Source organism: Sinomonas soli, from assembly GCF_054782415.1.
Genome location: NZ_BAAGSN010000003.1, coordinates 21,336 through 38,996, shown reverse-complemented (window position 1 = coordinate 38,996; position 17,661 = coordinate 21,336). Strand labels below are relative to the sequence as shown.

Here is a 17,661-nt window from a genome sequence, read left to right as displayed (position 1 = left end):
CCCATGACACACAACGCCGTTCTCCGACCGGAGCCGCTCTCCGCCCCCTCCTCGGGCAAGCAGAAGCGGGCGAACCTTCGTCCCGCCGGCCTATGGCAGACGGTGGGCCCAATCGCCGTCTTCATCGCCCTGTTCGCCCTGGTGGCCGTCCTGACTCCGACCTTCGTCACGGGCGGCGGTCTCGGCATCCTGACGGTGCAGGCAGCGCCCATCCTGCTCGTGGCCCTTGGCCAGGCGATGGTGCTCAACCTCGGCTCCATCGACCTCTCCAACGCCGCCACCGTGGTTCTCTCTGCGATGATCCTCGCGCAGGCGCTGGAGCCCCTCGGGCCCGCGGCTCCCCTGCTCACGCTCGTCGTGGTGACCCTGATCGGCGCCGTGAACGGGTTCCTGATCGCCTTCGGCCAGATCCCGTCGTTCGCCCTCACGCTCGGCACGCTCGGCATCGTGCAGGCTGCATCACTCGAGGTCAGCCACGCGACAACCGTCTACGCCACCGCCAACACGGACCTGCTCGCCCCGCTGTTCGGCACCGCGATCGCGGGCCTGCCCATGGCCTTCTGGGTCGGCGTCGTGTGCGCCGTCGTTCTCTGGGCCGTGCTCCGGTTCACCCGGGCCGGGCAGGGGATGACCGCCGTTGGCCTCAACGAGAGCGGCGCCCTCTTCTCCGGCCTCAGGACGCGCTGGCTGAAGGTGGCAGCGTTCGCCCTCTCGGGCCTGCTGTCCGGGCTGGCCGGTGTGCTCGTCATCGCCCAGGCGGGCGCCGCCTCCTCCTTCGGGCTCGGTAGCGATCTGCTGCTCCCGGGCATCACCGCCGCGATCGTGGGCGGCACGGCCATCACCGGCGGTGTCACGAATCCGATCAACATCGTCTTCGGCTCCCTCACCGTGGGCCTCGTGCCCATCGGCGCGACGGCGGTGGGCATCAGCCCCCAGGCCCAGAGCCTCGTCTACGGGCTCGTCATCATCGTCGCCGTAGCCCTGACCATGGGCAGGAAGCGCCAGGGCGTGGTGAAGTAGCCCCGGACCGCTCACCCAGCCTCCACGACCACCATCCGGGCCGCCCTTAGCGGGCGGCCCGGGCAGCCAGAGAAGGAACAGCCCGATGCCCACCCTCACATCGATCCAGCCCCAAGAGGTGTTCTCGTTCTTCGAGAGCCTGTCCAACATCCCCCGCGGCTCCGGCAATGAGAAGGAGGTCGCCGACTGGGTCGTCGACTTCGCCCGCGAGCGTGGCCTCGAGGCGACGCAGGATGATCTGCACTGTGTCCTCGTGAAGAAGCCCGGTCAGCATGGCTTGGAGGGCGCACCGCCGCTGATCCTCCACGGGCATCTGGACATGGTGTGCGAGAAGGAGGACGGCGTCACCCACGACTTCGAACAGGATCCGATCGAGCTCCTCCTCGACGGTGACTTCGTCACGGCGAACGGGACCTCCCTCGGGGCCGACAACGGCATCGGCGTCTCCTACATCCTTGCGCTCCTGGACTCGAAGGACATCCCGCATCCGCCGCTCGAGGCGGTCCTGACCGCCATGGAGGAGAAGGGGAAGGTGGGAGCCGCCCAGTTCGACACGTCGAAGCTGTCCGGGAAGCGGATGATCGACTTCAACTGGATCACCGACAAGGAGATCCTCGCCGGCTGCAGTGGCGACGTAACCTTCACCGTCGACGTGCCCGCAGAGTGGGCGCCGGTGCCGGACACGCACACCGAGACGCGCCTGCTCAAGGTCCGCGGCCTGGCTGGCGGCCACTGCGAATTCGACATCCATCTGGAGCGTGCGAACGCCGTCCTCATTCTGGCGCGGGCTCTGACGACCCTGATGGACCGGTTCGACGTCAGGATCAGCGACCCCTACGGTGGAGCGCAGAACAACGCCATTCCGGCGGATGCCCAGGTCGTGCTGTCGCTGCGGCCGGAGAACGTTTCCGGCGTGGCCGACGCCGTCTCCGAACTTGAGCGCACGCTGCTCAACGAGTACCGCAAGGCCGATCCGGGCATCCGGCTCGAGCTCGATTCGGCGGAGCGCCCGGGGCACGCCTTCTCGGCGGCTGCGGGGGCACGCTTCGCGCGGCTCACCGCGCTGATCCCGAACGGCGTCCTGAGCTGGAGCCTGACGGTGCCGGGCATCGTGGAGAGCTCGAACAACCTCGGGACGGTCCGCACCACGGCGGACGGTGCGCGGCTCATGTCGACCATCACGGCGGCCGTCACCTCGCGCAAGCACGAGATCCTCGACAGGGTGCGCTCGCTGGTCGCCCTCGCGGGCGGCGGCGCGTCGGTCGAGCAGTACGGGCTCGACGCGCCGGAGTTCCCCTACCGGCCGGACTCGAAGCTCCTCGACGTCGCCCGGAAGGCCTACTCGGAGGTCATGGGCACCGATCCCGAGGTCCACGTCTCCCAGTGCAGCCTCGAGCTGGGCATGTTCAGCCAGAAGCTGCCAGGCCTCGACATCATCTCGATCGGCACCGAGCTCCATGACCTCCACTCCCCCAAGGAGTCGGTGAACTTCACCTCGGTGGCGCGCGTGTGGCCCCTCATCCGCGAGGTGGTGAGCCGCCTCCACTGACGGCGACGACGCGAACGGCTCCCCCGGGGCCGGGCTTGAGGGCCCGGAACCGGGGGAGCCATTTGTCTTTCCGGGTTTCGGGGCCGGGTGGTCGCTCGCCGGCCACCCGGCCCCACGGAGCGCAAGAGGACGGGTCGCCGTCGATGCTGGTGGGGCCTGCTGCCCTGGACCTTCCGGCCCGAGCACCTCGGCGGCGCGACCTGATGCTGGTGCAGGGCGCCCTCCTGCTTGTGGTGACGTGCAGGCCATCCGGCAGGGGTCATCGACCAGTTAGTGGAAGGCACGTCGTCAGCCGATAGGGGCCTCATGGTCGCGGTTTCCCCTGGTCCTGCTCGAGGAGGCCCCAGCCGCCGCGGTCGAGGGATCCCGGCAGGGAGCGAGAATGTGTGCGGGCCCTCGCTGTGTTAAGCCGGGAAGACAGGCCACAGTCCGCTCGCAGGGTGTTCCGTCGTAGATCAGCGTCGCTGCCCACTTCCTGCCTGGGCACGGCAAGAGGGCGCCCCCGGCCTTCCCGGCCGGGGGCGCCTTATACTGCAGTGGCCTCAGCCCGCGCTATGCGGTCTCCAGGCGGTCCTTCACCGCGGTGAGGAATCGGGCGCCGGTCGCGCCGTCCACGGCCCGGTGGTCGCACGTCAGGGTGATCCGGGCCCGAGGGCGCCAGCTGATAGTGCCGTCGCCATCCCTGACCTGCTCCTCGCGCGTGGTGCCGATGGCGAGAATCGCCACCTGGGGCACGTTAAGGATGGCATCGAAGTAGTCGATGCCCAGCATGCCCAGGTTGGAGACGGTGAAGGTCCCGTCCGAGACGTCCGCCATCGTCAGGCTTCCCTGGCGGGCACGCTGGGCGAGGTCGCGCCTCGCCTCCGCGATGCCCGTCAGGTCGAGCCGGGCCGCATCCTTGACGACCGGGACCATGAGTCCCGCCGGGGTGTCGACGGCGAGGCCGAGGTTGACCTGGCCGAAGGCCGTCACGGCCTCATCGGCGTAATGGGCGTTGATCGCGGGATGCTCCACGAGCGCCGCCGCGCAGGCGGCGAGGATGGCGTCCGTGACCGTGGCCCCCGGGGCGCGCTCCTTCACGGAGAGCGCCGCTCCCATGTCAGCGCTCGTCGAGAGGTGGAATGCCGGCGCGCCCCAGGCGGCCGCCATCCGCCGCGCGGCCGTGCGCCGGATGCCCTTGAGGGGGGTGGTGACGCTGTCCTCGCGCTGCTCGGTGGTCACTGCTGGACCAGCTGTCGGCGGTGCTGGGCCTTGCCGGCACAGCCGTAGAGCTTCATTTTCTGGACGGTTGCCTCGATCATGCGCTCGCGGCCTTCTGCCATGGCCTCCTCGAGCTGGCGGTCGCCGCGGGCCCAGACATCCTCGATGCCCGAGCGGAAGGCGAGGCGGAGGTCCGTGTCGGCGTTGAACTTGTGCACGCCGGCGGCCATCGCGGCGAGGATCTCGTTGTCGGGCACGCCGGAGGCGCCGTGCAGGACCAGGGGGATGCCGACCGCGGCCTCGATCTGCTTGACGCGCTGGATGTCGAGCGGCTGCGGCTTGGCGAGGGGCACGCCGTGGACGATGCCCACGGAGATCGCGAGGAAGTCGACCCCGGTCTCGGCCACGAACCGCTCGGCCTGGGCCACATCGGTGTAGTACGAGGACCAGTCGACCTGTTCGTCGGCGTTGGGGATCTTGCCCAGCTCGGCCTCAACGGGGATGCCAAATGCGTGAGCCACCTCGACCACCCGGCGGGTGGTGCGGATGTTCTCCTCGAACGGAAGGTGCGCGCCGTCGTACATGATGGACGTGAAGCCGAGCTTGATCGCCTCGAAGACCTCGTCCCACGGGCCGTGGTCCAGGTGGATGACGTAGTCCGCGTCCGATTCCTCGGCGATCCGCCGGGTCATCTCGTAGGCCTTCTTGAGGCCCATGTGCGGGACGATCGCCCGTCCGACCTGGAGGAAGACCGGAGACTGGGCCCTCTCCGCGGCCCTGACGAGGGCCTCGGTAGTCTCCTCGTTGTGCATGTTGAACGCTCCGACGGCGTAGCCGCCGCTGGTGGCCTCGTCGACAATCTGGCGGGGGTCAACCTGTGACATGGTCCTGTCCCTTCCTGCTCTCGGCCCGGTCAGGCCGTCTCGATGTAGGCCAGCACGGCGCGGACCTCGACGGTCTCGCCCTCGGGGACGACGATCTCCGTCAGGACGCCGGAGGCGGGAGACTCGAGGGTCTCCTCGACCTTCTCCGCCTCGACCTCGGCGAGCGGTTCGTCTTCGGCGACGCTGTCGCCGACGTTCTTGAGCCACGTGGCAACGGTGCCCTCGCTCATGCCCATACCCCACTGCGGCAGCAGGACCTCGACTCTAGCCATGTCTTTCTCTCCTTCAATCGGTGTTCTGTAGGACCGTCACATCCGCGGCGCGGGCGACGTCAGTTCTGGGTTGGAGGTGCTCGCCATCAGGCCGGTGACCCGCCGGATGGCGTCCTCGATCTTGGCCCGGTTTGGGTACAGCTGCTTCTCCAGCGCCGGGCTGAACGGGATCTGCGTGTCCGGCGTCGTGACCCGCATGATCGGCGCCCTGAGCGACTCGAAGGCCTCCTCCGCGACGATCGCCGAGATCTCCGCCGCTGCGGAGCACGTGCGGTGCGCGGGATCGGCGATCACGAGCCGGCCGGTGCGCTGCACGGACCGGATCACCGCCTCAGTGTCGAACGGCACGAGGGTGCGCGGGTCGATCACCTCGACCGAGAGGCCGTCCTCTGCCAGGGCCTCTGCCGCCGCGAGGGCCTCGGGCACGGCGCTGGAGATCGCCACCACCGTGACATCGCTCCCCTGGCGTGCCACCCGGGCCTGGCCGAACGGGATCCAGAACTCCTCCTCGGGCACCTCGCCCTTGCTCCCCCAGAGCATGCAGGCCTCGAAGGTCAGCACCGGGTCGTCGGTGTCGACCGCAGTGCGCAGGAGCCCCTTGGCGTCGTACGGGGTGGCGGGAACGATGATCTTCAGCCCGGGGACGTTCATGAACATCGGGTACGGGCGGTCCGAGTGGTGCGCTCCGGTGTTGAGCCCATAGAACATCGCCGAGCGGAAGACCACGGGGATGGAGGCCTGGCCGCCGAACATGTACCGGTTCTTGGCCGCCTGATTCACGAACTGGTCCATGGCCATGTACAGGAAGCTCGAGTACGAGAGGTCCACGATGGGGCGCAGGCCCGTCATCGCGGCGCCGATAGCCGAACCTACGATGACCTCCTCGGAGATCGGGGTGTTGCGGATCCGGTTGGACCCGAACATCTCCAGGAAGTCGCCCTTGTCCTTGCGGGACTTGCCGGCGCCCGTGGTGCCGTAGACGTTGGCCTCGACGTCCTCGCCGATGATGACGACCCGCTCGTCGGCCTCCATGGCCTCGCGCTGGGCGGCACCGATGGCGCCGAGGTAGCTCATGACAGTCATGCGATCGCTCCGATCGGTTCGGTGTAGAGGTCTTTGAAGGCGACGCTGGGGTCCGGGTAGGGGCTCTCGTCGGTGAAGCGCACCGCCTCGTCGACCTCGGCCACGACCTCGGCCTCGAGGGCGTCCAGCTCCTCGGCGGAGGCCACCCCTTCACGTTCGAGATGCTGGCGGAACAGGACGATCGGGTCGCGCTCGACCCAGGCCGCCTTCTCGCTCGCGTCGCGGTAGTCGGTGCCGAGGCGCAGGCCCTCGGAATGCTCGTTGAAGCGGTAGGTCACCACCTCCACGAGGGAGGGGCCCTCTCCGCGGCGGGCGCGCTCGACCGCCTCGGCCACGGCCTCGTGGACCGCGAGGACGTCCTGGCCGTCCTCGACGCGCACGCCGGGCATGCCGAATCCGGCGGCACGCTCGGCGATGACGCCGGAGGTGACCGTGTGGGCCGGGGTCGAGAGCGCGTACTGGTTGTTCTCGCAGAGGAAGACGACGGGCAGCTTCCAGACGCCGGCGAGGTTCATCGCCTCGTACAGGCAGCCCTGGTTGGCGGCGCCGTCCCCGAAGAACGCCAGAGAGACCTTGCCGTTGCCGAGCACCTTGCTCGACAGCGCCGCACCCGTGGCGATCGGGATCGAGGAGCCGACGATGCCCGACTCCCCCAGGCTGCCGACGGCGAAGTCCGCAAGGTGCAGGGAGCCGCCCTTGCCCTGACACACTCCGGTGGCCTTGCCCACGAGCTCGGCCATCAGCGGGCCCAGCGGCGAGCCCTTCCCGATCGGGTGCCCGTGGCTGCGGTGGTTCCCGGACATGTAGTCGCCGTCGCCGAGCGCCATGCAGGCGCCTACGACCTGGGCCTCCTGGCCGATGCTCGTGTGCACGGTTCCCGGGATCTGCCCGCGCTTGACCATGCGCGAGGCCCGCTCATCGAAGCGGCGGATCCGCAGCATGCGCCGCTGCATCTCCAGCTGGGTGGTTGGGGAGAGATCCATCATTCCTCGCTTTGAGTAAATATTCTTAATCTGAATTGAAATTCTACCGATGGGTGCGGCCATGGAGCAAGGGCTTCTTCAACCTGGTTTCCTAGGCCCTGGCGAACGGGGCCAGGAGCGCGTCGATCCGCGGCAGGATGTAGGTGGGCTGCCGGTCCCGCGGAAGCCGGCGCGCCATCTCCTCGGTGCTCTCACCCGTCAGGACGAGTGCGGAGTCGATGCTGGCCGAGGCAGCCATGGCGATGTCGGTGTGCAGCCGGTCGCCCACCATGAGGCACTGCGCCCCGGGCAGGCCCAGCACCTCAAGCGCCGTCGTGAGCATGACGGCCGCGGGTTTGCCCACATTCGCCTCGCACTTCGCCCCGGTGCTCGCCTCGATGGCGGCGATCACCGCCGCGGCGTCCGGTTCGCCCCGGCCCTGCGGCATGGGGCAGTAGGCGTCGGGATTCGTCGCGACCAGCCGCGCCCGCCGGTACTGCCACAGCGCGTCGAACGCGATCTGCAGCTTGCGGTAGTCGAAGCCGCGGTCGTAGCTGGCCACGACCACATCGACCTCCCGCGGGTCCTCGGTCAGGCGGAAGCCCGCCGCTCTGATGGCCCGCACGAGGGGGTCCTCGCCGATGACGAAGACCGCCGCGCCCGGCGCCTCCCGCCGCAGCCACGCAACGATCGTGACCAAGGGGTTCACGATCCGCTCCGGCGAGGTGGCAAGGCCGAGCCTGGTCAGCTTGTCGGCGTACATCTGGGGGTCCTTGGTGGGATTGTTCGACAAGAAGAGGGTCTCCCGGCCGGAGCTGCGCAGCCCCCTGATGAGGTCCTCGGCGCCGGGCAGGAGCTCGTCTCCGAGGTAGATCGTGCCGTCGAGGTCGAAGAGGTAGCCCTCGTAGGCCTTCACGGCCGTGGCATCGGGCACCCCCGGCGCCCCGGGAGCCGGCGCCCTCATGGCCGCGCCGCCTCTGCCAGACGGGCGAACAGGGCCCGGTTGGACGGGTAGATGTCCCGGTAGACGTCGTAGAGGCGGTCGTAGACCGTGGACTGCTGCGGCCGCGGCTCATAGGAGACGCCGAGCCCGCTCATGGCCTTGGCCGCCGCCGCGACGGAGTCGTGGAGGCCCACGGCCGAGGCCGCCAGCATCCCCGCGCCCAGGCAGGTGCTCTCCGGCTCCCGGACCACCGAGACGCTGCGCTGCATGACGTCGGCGATGATCTGGCACCATACCGGGCTCCGCGAGCCGCCGCCCAGGGCGATGATCTCGGCGACCGGCTCCGCGAGGGCCTGCTCGGCCCCGGTGGTCAGGAGGCGCTGCTCGAAGGCCAGCCCCTCGAGGAGGGCGCGGTAGACGTGGGCCTTGCCGTGGATGCCGGTCAGCCCGACCAGGACTCCCCGGGCGTGGTGGTCCCAGTAGGGCGTGAGCGCGCCGGTCCAGTACGGGAGCGCCAGTAGGCCCTCGGCGCCCGGGGGCAGCTTCGCCGCTGCGGTCTCGAGGATCTGCTCGGGAGTGAGGTCGAGGCCGAGCGCGCCCTGCGTGATCCCGGAGAACTTCTCGACGAACCAGGTCAGGTTGATGGTGCCGCCGCCGATGAAGGTCTCGAGCGTGTACGCGCCTGGCTGGGCCGCCGAGAGTGTCCGGTATTCCTGGGCGTAGGAGTAGTGCTCGGAGAACGTGCCGGAGACGATGCCGCTGCCGAGGTTGAGGTATGCCCGCCCGCCCACCGTGGCCCCGGACCCGAGCTGGGCGCACTGGCCGTCCCCCGCGCCGGCCACGACGACAACGTCGCGGGGAAGACCGAGCTGCCACGCGGCGTCGTCCGTCAGATGTCCCAGCACGCTCCCGGGGGCGCGCAGCTCGCTGAGCTGGCCGCGCTCGAGGCCCACGGCGTCCAGGAGGGACTGGTCGTAGTCGAAGGTCGTCATGTCGACGAGGCCGAGCGGGTCGGCGGAGGCCCAGGAGGTGAGCCATTGCCCGGTGAAGCGGTGGACGAGGAAGCCGTGGACGTCGACCACCTTCCCGATCCGGGAGACGGTGTCGGGCTCGTTGGCGGCCAGCCAGTGCAGCTTGTACCAGGCCGGCGTCGGATTCGCGGGCTTTCCGGTGAGCCGGTGGATCTCCTCCGTCCCGTACGCGGAGACCTCCTTGGTGGCCCGGGTGTCCAGCCAGAGCATCGCGGGCCTGAGGGGGAGGCCCGCGGCGTCCAGGCAGACGAAGCTCTCGCGCTGGTGGGTGATGCACACGGCGCCGATGCGCGAGACGTCGACGGCCTGGGAGGCCCGCCGGATCGCCTCGACAGAGGCCGCCCACCAGTCTTCCGCATTCTGCTCGCCCCATCCCGGATGGGGCTGGCTCAGGCCGAAGGCGCAGCGCGCCTGGGCGAGGGAGTCTCCGCGGGAGTTCCACACGACCGCCTTGGCGGCGGTGGTCGAACAGTCGACGCCGATCACGTAGTCCCGCTGCATGGTGTCACTTCCCCCCTGCTTCCGCCTTCGCGCCGGCGCGCGCGGCCCGCTCCAGCACCTCGTCCACATCCTGCGGCTCCCACCATCCGAGGAGTGTGAGCAGGTCCACGACCGTGAAACGGTTGCGCATGAGCGCGCAGTTCTCGACGGCCCAGCGGCCCAGCTCGGGCTCCACCCCCGGTTCGAGGTCGGAGAGGGCGGCAGGTGCACCCGCTTCGGTGAGGGCCGAGGCGATGGCGTCCGCGGGGCGGACGAGGCCGCGGAGCTCATCCCGGGCCTCGGCCCAGTCGCCCAGCAGAGCCGTGATGCGAGGGAGGTTCCGCTCCACGGCGTCGAGCTTGGCCGAGAAGTCCTTCCAGCATTCCTCGGCGACCTGCAGGCTCGGATCGACCCGTTCGAAGGCGGACAGCATGCGCTCCCGGCCGCGGCCCCGGTCCAGCGCCTTCGTGGCGATCCTCGGCCGGTCCGAGGCACGCTCCAGGCGCTCGAAGAGCATCTCCCAGGCGGTCGCGGCGATGACGGCACCGGCGCCGACCTGGGCGCCGTGGAGGCCGATCGGCAGGCCGTGGCCGCCGCGGTACTGGTCGAGCATGTGGCTGATGAGGTGTTCGACGCCGGAGAGCACGGCCGTGGTCCCTGCCACCCCGGTGACGATCCCGCGCAGGGCGAGTGCGCGCGCCAGGGAGGCCACCGCATCGGAGCGAGCCTCCCGCACTCCGGCGCTCCAGCTCTCGAGGTCCTTGCCGACGGAGGCGAGCAGCGTCACCGCGCTGGGCTTGAAGGTCGGGTCGGTCCCCACGAGGGAGGCGAGGCGCCAGTCCGCGGGCGCCACGAGCATCGAGGTCATCTCGCCGAAGCCGGCGCGGTTCATGGCCTCCGGTGCGCCGGCGATGGTGCGCGTGTCCGAGACCACCGCGTCCGGCCAGGCCGAGGGCACCGTGCGCTTGACGCCGTTGCGGAGGACCACGGAGACGTCGTCCGTGAAGCCGTCCACGGAGGCGGCAGTCTGCACCGTGAGCAGGACCGGCCGCTCTCCGGCCTCGCCTGCCCGCTGGACGGCGACCTTGGCGATGTCGCTGATGGTGCCCCCGCCGATGGCCACCACCGCTGCCTTGCCCGCGGCCGCCTCGGCCGCCTCGTCGAGGATCGGGTCCACCACGTGGAGTTCCGGGTGCCCGTCGTCGAGCACCGTGCGGGTGACGTCGAACTGGTCGGCGAGCTGCGCCTCGACGGCGTCCTTGACGTTCTGCTCGCCGCGCAGGATAGGGGTCCTGTCGACGAGGAGCGCCACGCGCGCCCGGGCAGCCCCGTTCCGCGGCGCGGCCGTGGAGGCCAGGAGCTCGCCCAGGGTGGCCGGGACGGCGCTCATCGCGTCAAGGCCGATGATGAGCTGGCCGATGCCGCAGGGGGCGAGCGTCCGCTCTGGATCGGCCTCGCCGAGCATCTCGGCGATCGGTTCGACGATGTACGTCTCAGTGGACATGGAGAATCCTCTTCTGCGCGGGGCCCGGCGTCATGAGCCCTGACGGCTTCGGCTGGCGCGGTCGGTCAGGACGGCGACGATGATGGCGACCCCGATGACCACGGGCTGGAGGTTCGGGGAGACATTGAGCAGCGACATCCCGTTGTTGAGGACCCCGATGATGAGCAGGCCGATGAACGTGTTCAGCATTCCGCCCGATCCGCCGGAGAGGCTCGCTCCGCCGATCACGACCACGGCGATGACGTTGAGGAGGTCGGCCGTGCCCGCCGTCGGCTGCGCGGAGTCGAGGCGGGATCCGACGATCACGCCCGCCACCGCGGCCAGGAGGCCGGCGATCATGTACACGCCGATCTTGATCCTGGTCACGTTCAGGCCGGACAGGCGCGCCACCTCGGCGTTGCCTCCGATGGCGTACAGCGCCCGCCCGGTGGGGCGGAAGCGGAGCCAGAAGGCGGCGAGGACGAAGATCGCGACCATGATGAGCCCCTCGAGCGGGATGCCGAGGACGGGCGTGCTGGTGAGGGCGAGGTACCAGTCCGGGAAGTCGTTGATGGGGTTGCCGTTGGTGACGTAGAGCGCCAGGCCCGCGCAGGCGGACATGGTGGCGAGCGTCGCGACGAAGGGCTGGATGCGCCCGTAGGTGGAGAGGATCCCGTTGACCAACCCGACGGCCGCGCCGGTCACGAGCCCGATCACGACGCACAGGCCGAACGGCAGGCCCGCCGAGCGGAACAGCCACGCGCTGACCATCAGGGACAGCGCGAGGTTGGAGCCCACGGAGAGGTCGATCCCGCCGATGAGGATGACCAGCGCGGCCCCTACCGCCATGATGCCGAGGTCGGCGTTCTGGCTGACGATGTTGGACAGGTTGCGCCACGTGAGGAAGTAGGGCGAGAGGATCGAGAATACGATCATGACGGCGATGAGTCCGAGCAGCGGGCCCGGGAGGGCACGGAGGGCGCGGGCGGCCCCTGAGCGGAGGCCGGCGGGAGAACTCTTGGCCGTGAGCGTCGCGGGCGACGCCGTGTTCTGGACCGGCTGGTCCCCGCGGGACGCCGAGGGCTCTCCGAAGGATGCCCGGTGAGTGGTGGTTCCCATGACTGCTCTCTCTATCGCTGAGGTGTAGCGGCCGAATGAAAGGCCAGGTCGATGACTCGTTGGGGGGTGGCCTCGGCGCGCGAGAGGATGCCCCGCTGGCGGCCGCCGGCCATGACGAGGACCCGGTGGGAGAGTCCCAGGACCTCTTCGAGCTCGGAGGAGACCACGATGACCCCTATCCCCTCGGCTGCGAGGGACCTGATGATCTCGTAGATCGCCATCTTCGCCCCCACGTCGACCCCCCGCGTCGGCTCGTCGACGATGAGGACCTTGGGATCCTTCACCAGCCACTTGCCGATCAGGATCTTCTGCTGGTTCCCTCCCGACATGGACTTCACGGGAAGGGTCATGTTGCCACGCACATCCAGCCGGCGGCCCTGTGAGGTGGCCACCTCGCGGATGGCCTTCTTCGTGACCAGTCCCCAGCGGGTGATGCGGCGCTCCCACGGAAGCGTCAGGTTCTCCTCAGCGGTCCGGTCGAGGTTGAGCCCCTGGCCCTTGCGGTCCTCGGGCACCATGACGATGCCGGCCCGGATCGCGGACCCGGGGCTCGTGCAGGGCAGCCTGCGCCCCTCGAGGATGACCTCGCCCTCATCGGGACGGTCCACTCCGGCGATGGCGCGGACCACCTCGGTGCGGCCGGCGCCGACCAGGCCCGCGATGCCCAGGACCTCGCCCTGCCTGAGCTCGAAGTCGATTCCCTCGAAGGCCCCGCGTCGGCCCAGCCCGCGGACCTTGAGGACGGTGTGGTCGCGGCTCGGCTGAGGCGGGATGTGCTCGTACGTGAATTCGCGCCCCACCATCGCGTTGATGATGGCTTCCTTGGCGACGTCTCCGGAGGACCAGGACATGACGCGGGAGCCGTCGCGGAGGCAGACGATCTCATCCGCCACGTCCCGGACTTCGTCGAGCCGGTGCGAGATGTACACGACTCCGGCTCCCCCGGCGCGGAGGGTGCGGATCCTCTCGAGCACGTGCTCGGTCTCCGACTCGCCGAGGGACGCCGAGGGCTCGTCGAACACCACGTACCGCGGCTTTCGGCTGAGGGCCTTGGCGATCTCGATCTCCTGCTGGAGTGCCATCGACAGGCCGCGCACGAGGCGGCGGACATCCACATCGACTCCCAGGGAGTCCATGACCGACTTGGCCTCCTGCCGCATCCGGCCCCAGTCGACGCGTCCGGCACGCTGCGGGACCCTGCCGAGGAAGATGTTCTCGGCCACGGACAGGTCTTGGATCAGCCTCGTCTCCTGATGGATGAGCGCCACGCCCTGCCGCAGCGCCTCCGCTGGGCTCGATGGCGAGTAGTCCGCACCGTCGAGCGTCATGCGCCCTCCGTCCGGCTTGACGACCCCGGTGATCACCGAGCTCAGCGTGGACTTGCCCGCCCCGTTCTCACCGACCAGTCCGACCACCGTCCCCGGAGCGACCCGGAAGTCGACCGACTTCAGGACTGTCACTCCGCTGTATGCCTTGACCAGGCCTTCGGCCATCAGGCCGTCAGCGCCTTCTGCGCCCATGATCCCTCCCACCCGTGCGGACCCGTCGGGTCACTTGAAGGACTTGGCGTCTGGACCGTAGAAGTCCTCGACCTTGTTCTGGCCCACCGTGGCCTTATCGATCAGCACCGTGTCCTGGTACTGCTCCTGAGGGATGTCGCCGCCCTTGCCGTTCATGAGGGCAATCGCGTTGTCCACGGCGAGCTTGCCCATCTTGTAGGGCTGCTGGGCCTCCGTGCCCTGGGTGAGGCCGCTGGCCACGGCGTCGAACATCGTGGGGAAGCCGTCGATCCCCACCGAGAAGATCTGCTTCCCGGCCGCCTTGGAGGCCTTCGCCGCGCCGAGGGCCATCGCATCGCTCTCACCGAAGACGGCCTTGACGTTGGGGTGGGCGGTGAGGATATTCTGCGTGGCCTTGTAGGCCTCCGTCTCGTCCCAGTTGGCAGTCTCCTCGGCGACCAGCTTGATCCCGGGGTTCTCCTTGAGCGCGTTCTGGCAGCCCTGAGTGCGCTGGGTCTCCGCGGTGGAGCCCAACACGCCGTGCAGGATGGCGAGTTCGCCGCTGCCGCCGATCTGCTTGAACATCCAGGTGCACATATCGTGGGCGGCCTTGACGCTGTCCGTGGCGATGTAGGTCGCCAGCTTGCCCTGCCCCGACTCTGGCCGCTGGTCCACGGCGACGACGGGCACCTGGGCCTGGTTTGCCGCCCGCACGCCGGCAGCCGCCGCCGTCGAGTCCTGGGATGTGAAGATCAGGGCGCCGATCTGCTTCGTCAGCAGGTCGTTGACCTGCTTGATCTGCGCAGAAGAGTCGTTGTTGGCCGAGGTGACGTTGACGTCGTAGCCCTGCTTCTTGGCCTCGTCCTTGATTCCGGCGACCTCGGCGACATAGAAGAGCGACTTCTGGTCGGCCACGGAGACGCCGATCACCTTCTTGCCCCCGCCAGATCCCGCCGAAGCGTCTTGCCCACACGCAGCCAAGGGAAACACTGCGAGGGCCGCAGCAGCCATAGCGCTGCCGAGCCGGATCGCCTTCCGTGAGGTCATTCTGGTCTCCTTTGTCTCAGATGCACGTGTGATTCTGGGTTTTTATGCAGTATATAAATTGCTATGCGACGATGTTGCGACGTGGATCACAGCATTGTCAAGAGGGGCCGTCCCCACGCCCCCCAGGACGGTCGCCGAAACGGATGGCAGAGCAGGTCATCGACTTCGCTCAGGCCGCGCTCAAGGTCGTCTTGGTCCTCGCCGTCACCGTCCACGCCGCCCGCCTGACCACCGGCGCCTGGCTCGCCGCCCCCGTCGAGGACGACCCGTCCCCGCTCGGCCTCGGCGACGGGCTCCCCCTTCGAGCGACCGTCTGCACAGACGCCCCGCCGCCGCTCAGGCAGGCCCGGGCCATGATGCGGTTCCCTGCGGCAGCGTCGTCGGGACGAATGACTCGTGCTTGGAGGCCCGAGAGATGGATGATCCGCTCCGCCGGAATCTCGGCACAGGGGGACCTGGGGCCGACGCCTCGTCTGGGCACTCCGCGGTGGCGGCACGGCCGTAGACGCGGCCGCCGGCGACGCACAGGTCAATCCCGCCGCTGCAGTCGGATTCTCGGCCGCCTGCCGCCCATTGTCCTGCCGGATGCGTATGGCAACCAGCAGGGCGTTCTCCGCTTTGCCCTCGGCAGACCCGAACCTGCTGTCCGTGCGAGTCAGCCCGTCGTCGTCCCTGGAGGCGGCTGCTGGCAAGCCAACTGCCCCCGGTCTCGTTCTTCTTCGCATTGATCATGCCCCACGCGCCCCGGGGCCCGCTCGCCCGCGCCATCACGCGACCTCAGTCGTGGAGGCGATCCACGCCACGACGGAGGCGCGCACGTAACGGACGTGGCCCTAGATCTCGAGGGCGCGAGGGCACAGCCCGGACGAACGCCGGTTCCTGTGGGAGGCAGCCCTGCGGGATGCCGACCCGCTCCCTGCGACCCTGTACCGGCCGGAGCCGCACGGGACGTCCACCCTAGACGTCGTCGGCCCGGTCCCTGAGTGGGACGCCGAGGCGGACATGCGCCGCAAGCCGCGCCCGGCGCCGTCGTCCCGGCAGGCGCGCCGGCCCCAGGGCGGCGGCGTCGGCGGGGCTGCGTTCCTCGGGGTCGTGCTCGTGATCACCGCGGTCGCATTCCTGCTGCTGCCCCGCATGCTCGGCTAGGAGTCGTGCCATACTTGGCCTCGTTCCCCGGCTCGGGGTGGGCGTCAGCATCCCCCAGCGGCATCGAGACTCGGGGCGTCCTGCCCTGACAAGAGCACGTTGTTCACGTTCGATGCGTCGTACTTGATGTGGCCGGTCGAGTTGCCCGGGACGAAGGTCTGGAACTCGATGAGCGCATTGCCGCTGCCGCCGAGCGCTGTCGCCAGCGTGGGACTATGCACCTCCTCCTCGTAGCACTCGTCGGGTTCGCTGCTCGTCTGCTTTCCCTGCCAGAGGACGGCGGCGTCCTTCGGGAACTCCTTCATGACCAGGGCCTGGGCGGTCGCCTGGGATAGATGGGGTGGCAGGCACATCGAGTAGAAGCTGGTGCCCTGCATCGCGTAGTACTCATCCCCGTTGGTGCTGCACCCGGCGGTGGTGAACCTGGGGTTGTAGGCACTCCCGGGCACCCTACTGGTGTCGGCCGTGTGGGTGCTGTCCCACTTCTCCTGGGTCGCTCCAAAGCCAGTCAGGTCATTCACAGGACCAGGTGCGGGTGCAGCGGTAGCCGGAGGGGCGGATGTCGTAGCGGTCGCTGCCGGGGTGCTCTCCGAGGTGCTCTCTGCGGCTTTGCTGACTGTGGAGCTGCTGGAGTCCGCCGCCGGCCCAGGGCTATCAACACCCGCACAGGCAGCAACTGTCGCTGCCAGAAAGACGGCTGCAAGTAGCAGCGAGGTGCCCCGGGCGGCCAGCCTCTTCCTGCTGGGCCTCTTCCTGCTGGGCCTCTTCTCCTTGTCGGCTCCGTTCATGATGCTGCTCCCCCGTGGCCGTGGACCAACCGATTCTGTTGCACCTTCACTAGCTACTTTCGACCGGTGTGATCGCGGGCTCAAGCCCTCATCATGAACCGCCGGGCGGCGCCCGGTGCGGGTGTCGCCAAAGGGGGTGGGGCCGGGGCGGAATGCACCGGGGGCCCTCGCCCTGGCCGGCGTCCTCGCAGCGGGCGAGGGCCAGGCCACCTCGGTCAGGATCGCGACGGTGCGACGCCTCATGCTGCCGCCGCCTCGGACTCGGCGGCCAGGGCCTTGAGGACCCGCTGGACCTTCGGCCGGGACACTCCGAGGGCGGCTGTGATCTTGGCCTGGGACAGGCCCTGGTCGGTGAGCTCGGCGATCCGGGCGCGCAGATCGCCCTCGTCCAGCTCGGCCACGGGTGGGGCTACACCCGCCAGTACGGCGTGCTGGCCCGGCTCGAGCCTTGGCCGGGCCCAGGGGGAGGGGATCACGATCGTCTGAAGGTCACCCCACTCGTACCTGACGCTTCCGCACGGGAACCTCCGGTAACTCAGGAGGAGCTCGGGGAGGTCTTCGCGCCGGATCTGTCGAACGTTCGTGTTTTCGATCATGAACGCCATGTGTGCGGTGAGCCGAGGAGCTCTCACCGCCTCGGTGGGTGAGCCCGGCAGACCTCGGAGGGATCCGCCGTCGAAAGTGGGAGAGTAATGGGAGACTTACGTCGCCGAGGCATGGGAAACCCCTCTCAAAATCTGCGTTCCCGCAGGTGAGAGAGGGGTTCGTGGAGCCCCCTGCCGGATTCGAACCGGCGACCCTCTGTTTGTAGACCGAGGTTGTGCACCGCTACCTGCGGATACCTCAATCCGGCCTCTGACCTGCGAAAACGGCTTGATCTGCTGCTTGAAGAGTTACCGTCCGATACCTTGGGATACCTCCAATGTGGGGAGTAAATCGGAGACCAAGTTTCGAACGACAGTGACCCACATAGGCTACGACAGTCGACCACCAGACCAAGGCCAGGGTCTTCCTCGGACTAGCTCGGGGCGCTTCCGACACCCTCGCGCCCCGCGTCCTGGGAGTCCGAGCTCAGGAACAGTTACCCGCTGCGAGCAGCCCTGCCTGAGAGGTCAGGGCACCCGGTCTCCATCGACGCCCGGCCCGGACCCTGCA

16 protein-coding genes and 1 tRNA gene are annotated in these 17,661 nt (G+C 69.1%); 3 read left to right on the top strand and 14 right to left on the bottom strand.

The genetic code is table 11. The features are described from left to right. Nucleotides 1-3 precede the first annotated feature (3 nt). Both ACYVKZ_RS01345 and pepD read left to right on the top strand, forming a co-directional pair. A complete protein-coding gene (locus tag ACYVKZ_RS01345; RefSeq protein ID WP_307008451.1) occupies nucleotides 4-1,020 on the top strand; it encodes an ABC transporter permease in 1,017 nt (338 codons plus the stop codon). Nucleotides 1,021-1,105: 85 nt separating this feature from the next. Next, on the top strand, nucleotides 1,106-2,569 hold the full coding sequence (gene pepD / locus ACYVKZ_RS01340; protein WP_307008449.1) for a beta-Ala-His dipeptidase: 1,464 nt from the start codon (nucleotides 1,106-1,108) through the stop codon (nucleotides 2,567-2,569). A gap of 552 nt (nucleotides 2,570-3,121) precedes the next feature. Here pepD and ACYVKZ_RS01335 read toward each other — a convergent pair. The 11 genes from ACYVKZ_RS01335 to ACYVKZ_RS01285 form a co-directional block, all read right to left on the bottom strand. Further along, nucleotides 3,122-3,790: a 2-oxo acid dehydrogenase subunit E2 gene (locus ACYVKZ_RS01335; RefSeq protein ID WP_460990238.1), complete on the bottom strand. Its 669-nt coding sequence runs from the start codon at nucleotides 3,788-3,790 to the stop codon at nucleotides 3,122-3,124. After that, nucleotides 3,787-4,653 (bottom strand): class II fructose-bisphosphate aldolase, encoded by an 867-nt coding sequence (locus ACYVKZ_RS01330; protein WP_460990237.1) that lies wholly within the window; start codon nucleotides 4,651-4,653, stop codon nucleotides 3,787-3,789. The genes ACYVKZ_RS01335 and ACYVKZ_RS01330 overlap by 4 nt, the downstream gene beginning before the upstream one ends. Before the next feature lie 29 nt (nucleotides 4,654-4,682). After that, nucleotides 4,683-4,925 carry a lipoyl domain-containing protein gene (locus ACYVKZ_RS01325; protein WP_460990236.1) on the bottom strand — a complete coding sequence of 81 codons (243 nt, stop codon included), beginning with the start codon at nucleotides 4,923-4,925 and terminating at the stop codon, nucleotides 4,683-4,685. Nucleotides 4,926-4,961: 36 nt separating this feature from the next. Further along, nucleotides 4,962-6,008 (bottom strand): alpha-ketoacid dehydrogenase subunit beta, encoded by a 1,047-nt coding sequence (locus tag ACYVKZ_RS01320; RefSeq protein ID WP_307008443.1) that lies wholly within the window; start codon nucleotides 6,006-6,008, stop codon nucleotides 4,962-4,964. Beyond that, complete coding sequence (locus tag ACYVKZ_RS01315; protein ID WP_460990235.1) at nucleotides 6,005-6,991, bottom strand: thiamine pyrophosphate-dependent dehydrogenase E1 component subunit alpha; 987 nt, start codon at nucleotides 6,989-6,991, stop codon at nucleotides 6,005-6,007. Before ACYVKZ_RS01315 ends, ACYVKZ_RS01320 begins: the two co-directional genes overlap by 4 nt. A gap of 91 nt (nucleotides 6,992-7,082) precedes the next feature. After that, nucleotides 7,083-7,934 (bottom strand): HAD-IIA family hydrolase, encoded by an 852-nt coding sequence (locus ACYVKZ_RS01310; RefSeq protein WP_460990234.1) that lies wholly within the window; start codon nucleotides 7,932-7,934, stop codon nucleotides 7,083-7,085. Continuing rightward, nucleotides 7,931-9,445, bottom strand: coding sequence for a xylulokinase (locus ACYVKZ_RS01305; RefSeq protein ID WP_460990233.1), 1,515 nt, complete (start codon nucleotides 9,443-9,445; stop codon nucleotides 7,931-7,933). Before ACYVKZ_RS01305 ends, ACYVKZ_RS01310 begins: the two co-directional genes overlap by 4 nt. A 4-nt stretch (nucleotides 9,446-9,449) precedes the next feature. Next, on the bottom strand, nucleotides 9,450-10,928 hold the full coding sequence (locus tag ACYVKZ_RS01300) for an iron-containing alcohol dehydrogenase (protein ID WP_460990232.1): 1,479 nt from the start codon (nucleotides 10,926-10,928) through the stop codon (nucleotides 9,450-9,452). Between the two features lie 30 nt (nucleotides 10,929-10,958). Next, nucleotides 10,959-12,026, bottom strand: coding sequence for an ABC transporter permease (locus ACYVKZ_RS01295; protein WP_460990231.1), 1,068 nt, complete (start codon nucleotides 12,024-12,026; stop codon nucleotides 10,959-10,961). Nucleotides 12,027-12,037: 11 nt separating this feature from the next. Further along, on the bottom strand, nucleotides 12,038-13,546 hold the full coding sequence (locus ACYVKZ_RS01290; RefSeq protein ID WP_460990230.1) for a sugar ABC transporter ATP-binding protein: 1,509 nt from the start codon (nucleotides 13,544-13,546) through the stop codon (nucleotides 12,038-12,040). A gap of 30 nt (nucleotides 13,547-13,576) precedes the next feature. Then, entirely contained in the window at nucleotides 13,577-14,455 is an 879-nt protein-coding gene (locus ACYVKZ_RS01285; protein ID WP_460990229.1) for a substrate-binding domain-containing protein, read from the bottom strand. Nucleotides 14,456-15,574: 1,119 nt separating this feature from the next. Between ACYVKZ_RS01285 and ACYVKZ_RS01280 the strand changes: the two genes are divergently transcribed. Continuing rightward, nucleotides 15,575-15,718 (top strand): hypothetical protein, encoded by a 144-nt coding sequence (locus ACYVKZ_RS01280; RefSeq protein WP_460990228.1) that lies wholly within the window; start codon nucleotides 15,575-15,577, stop codon nucleotides 15,716-15,718. Nucleotides 15,719-15,762: 44 nt separating this feature from the next. On the opposite strand, the gene ACYVKZ_RS01275 is transcribed toward ACYVKZ_RS01280, so the two are convergent. From ACYVKZ_RS01275 to ACYVKZ_RS01265, 3 genes are all read right to left on the bottom strand, one after another. Next, on the bottom strand, nucleotides 15,763-16,506 hold the full coding sequence (locus ACYVKZ_RS01275) for a hypothetical protein (RefSeq protein WP_460990227.1): 744 nt from the start codon (nucleotides 16,504-16,506) through the stop codon (nucleotides 15,763-15,765). 239 nt (nucleotides 16,507-16,745) lie between these two features. Continuing rightward, nucleotides 16,746-16,907 carry a helix-turn-helix domain-containing protein gene (locus ACYVKZ_RS01270; protein ID WP_460990226.1) on the bottom strand — a complete coding sequence of 54 codons (162 nt, stop codon included), beginning with the start codon at nucleotides 16,905-16,907 and terminating at the stop codon, nucleotides 16,746-16,748. 366 nt (nucleotides 16,908-17,273) lie between these two features. Beyond that, nucleotides 17,274-17,339 (bottom strand) — tRNA-OTHER (locus ACYVKZ_RS01265). Between the last annotated feature and the right edge of the window lie 322 nt (nucleotides 17,340-17,661).

Bases quoted from the DNA above. Each gene is read 5' to 3' on its own strand.
- ACYVKZ_RS01345 (WP_307008451.1), top strand. From the start codon at position 4: ATGACACACAACGCCGTTCTCCGACCGGAGCCGCTCTCCGCCCCCTCC.
- pepD (WP_307008449.1), top strand. From the start codon at position 1,106: ATGCCCACCCTCACATCGATCCAGCCCCAAGAGGTGTTCTCGTTCTTC.
- ACYVKZ_RS01330 (WP_460990237.1), bottom strand. From the start codon at position 4,653: ATGTCACAGGTTGACCCCCGCCAGATTGTCGACGAGGCCACCAGCGGC.
- ACYVKZ_RS01325 (WP_460990236.1), bottom strand. From the start codon at position 4,925: ATGGCTAGAGTCGAGGTCCTGCTGCCGCAGTGGGGTATGGGCATGAGC.
- ACYVKZ_RS01320 (WP_307008443.1), bottom strand. From the start codon at position 6,008: ATGACTGTCATGAGCTACCTCGGCGCCATCGGTGCCGCCCAGCGCGAG.
- ACYVKZ_RS01315 (WP_460990235.1), bottom strand. From the start codon at position 6,991: ATGGATCTCTCCCCAACCACCCAGCTGGAGATGCAGCGGCGCATGCTG.
- ACYVKZ_RS01310 (WP_460990234.1), bottom strand. From the start codon at position 7,934: ATGAGGGCGCCGGCTCCCGGGGCGCCGGGGGTGCCCGATGCCACGGCC.
- ACYVKZ_RS01305 (WP_460990233.1), bottom strand. From the start codon at position 9,445: ATGCAGCGGGACTACGTGATCGGCGTCGACTGTTCGACCACCGCCGCC.
- ACYVKZ_RS01300 (WP_460990232.1), bottom strand. From the start codon at position 10,928: ATGTCCACTGAGACGTACATCGTCGAACCGATCGCCGAGATGCTCGGC.
- ACYVKZ_RS01295 (WP_460990231.1), bottom strand. From the start codon at position 12,026: ATGGGAACCACCACTCACCGGGCATCCTTCGGAGAGCCCTCGGCGTCC.
- ACYVKZ_RS01290 (WP_460990230.1), bottom strand. From the start codon at position 13,546: ATGGGCGCAGAAGGCGCTGACGGCCTGATGGCCGAAGGCCTGGTCAAG.
- ACYVKZ_RS01280 (WP_460990228.1), top strand. From the start codon at position 15,575: ATGCGCCGCAAGCCGCGCCCGGCGCCGTCGTCCCGGCAGGCGCGCCGG.
- ACYVKZ_RS01275 (WP_460990227.1), bottom strand. From the start codon at position 16,506: ATGAACGGAGCCGACAAGGAGAAGAGGCCCAGCAGGAAGAGGCCCAGC.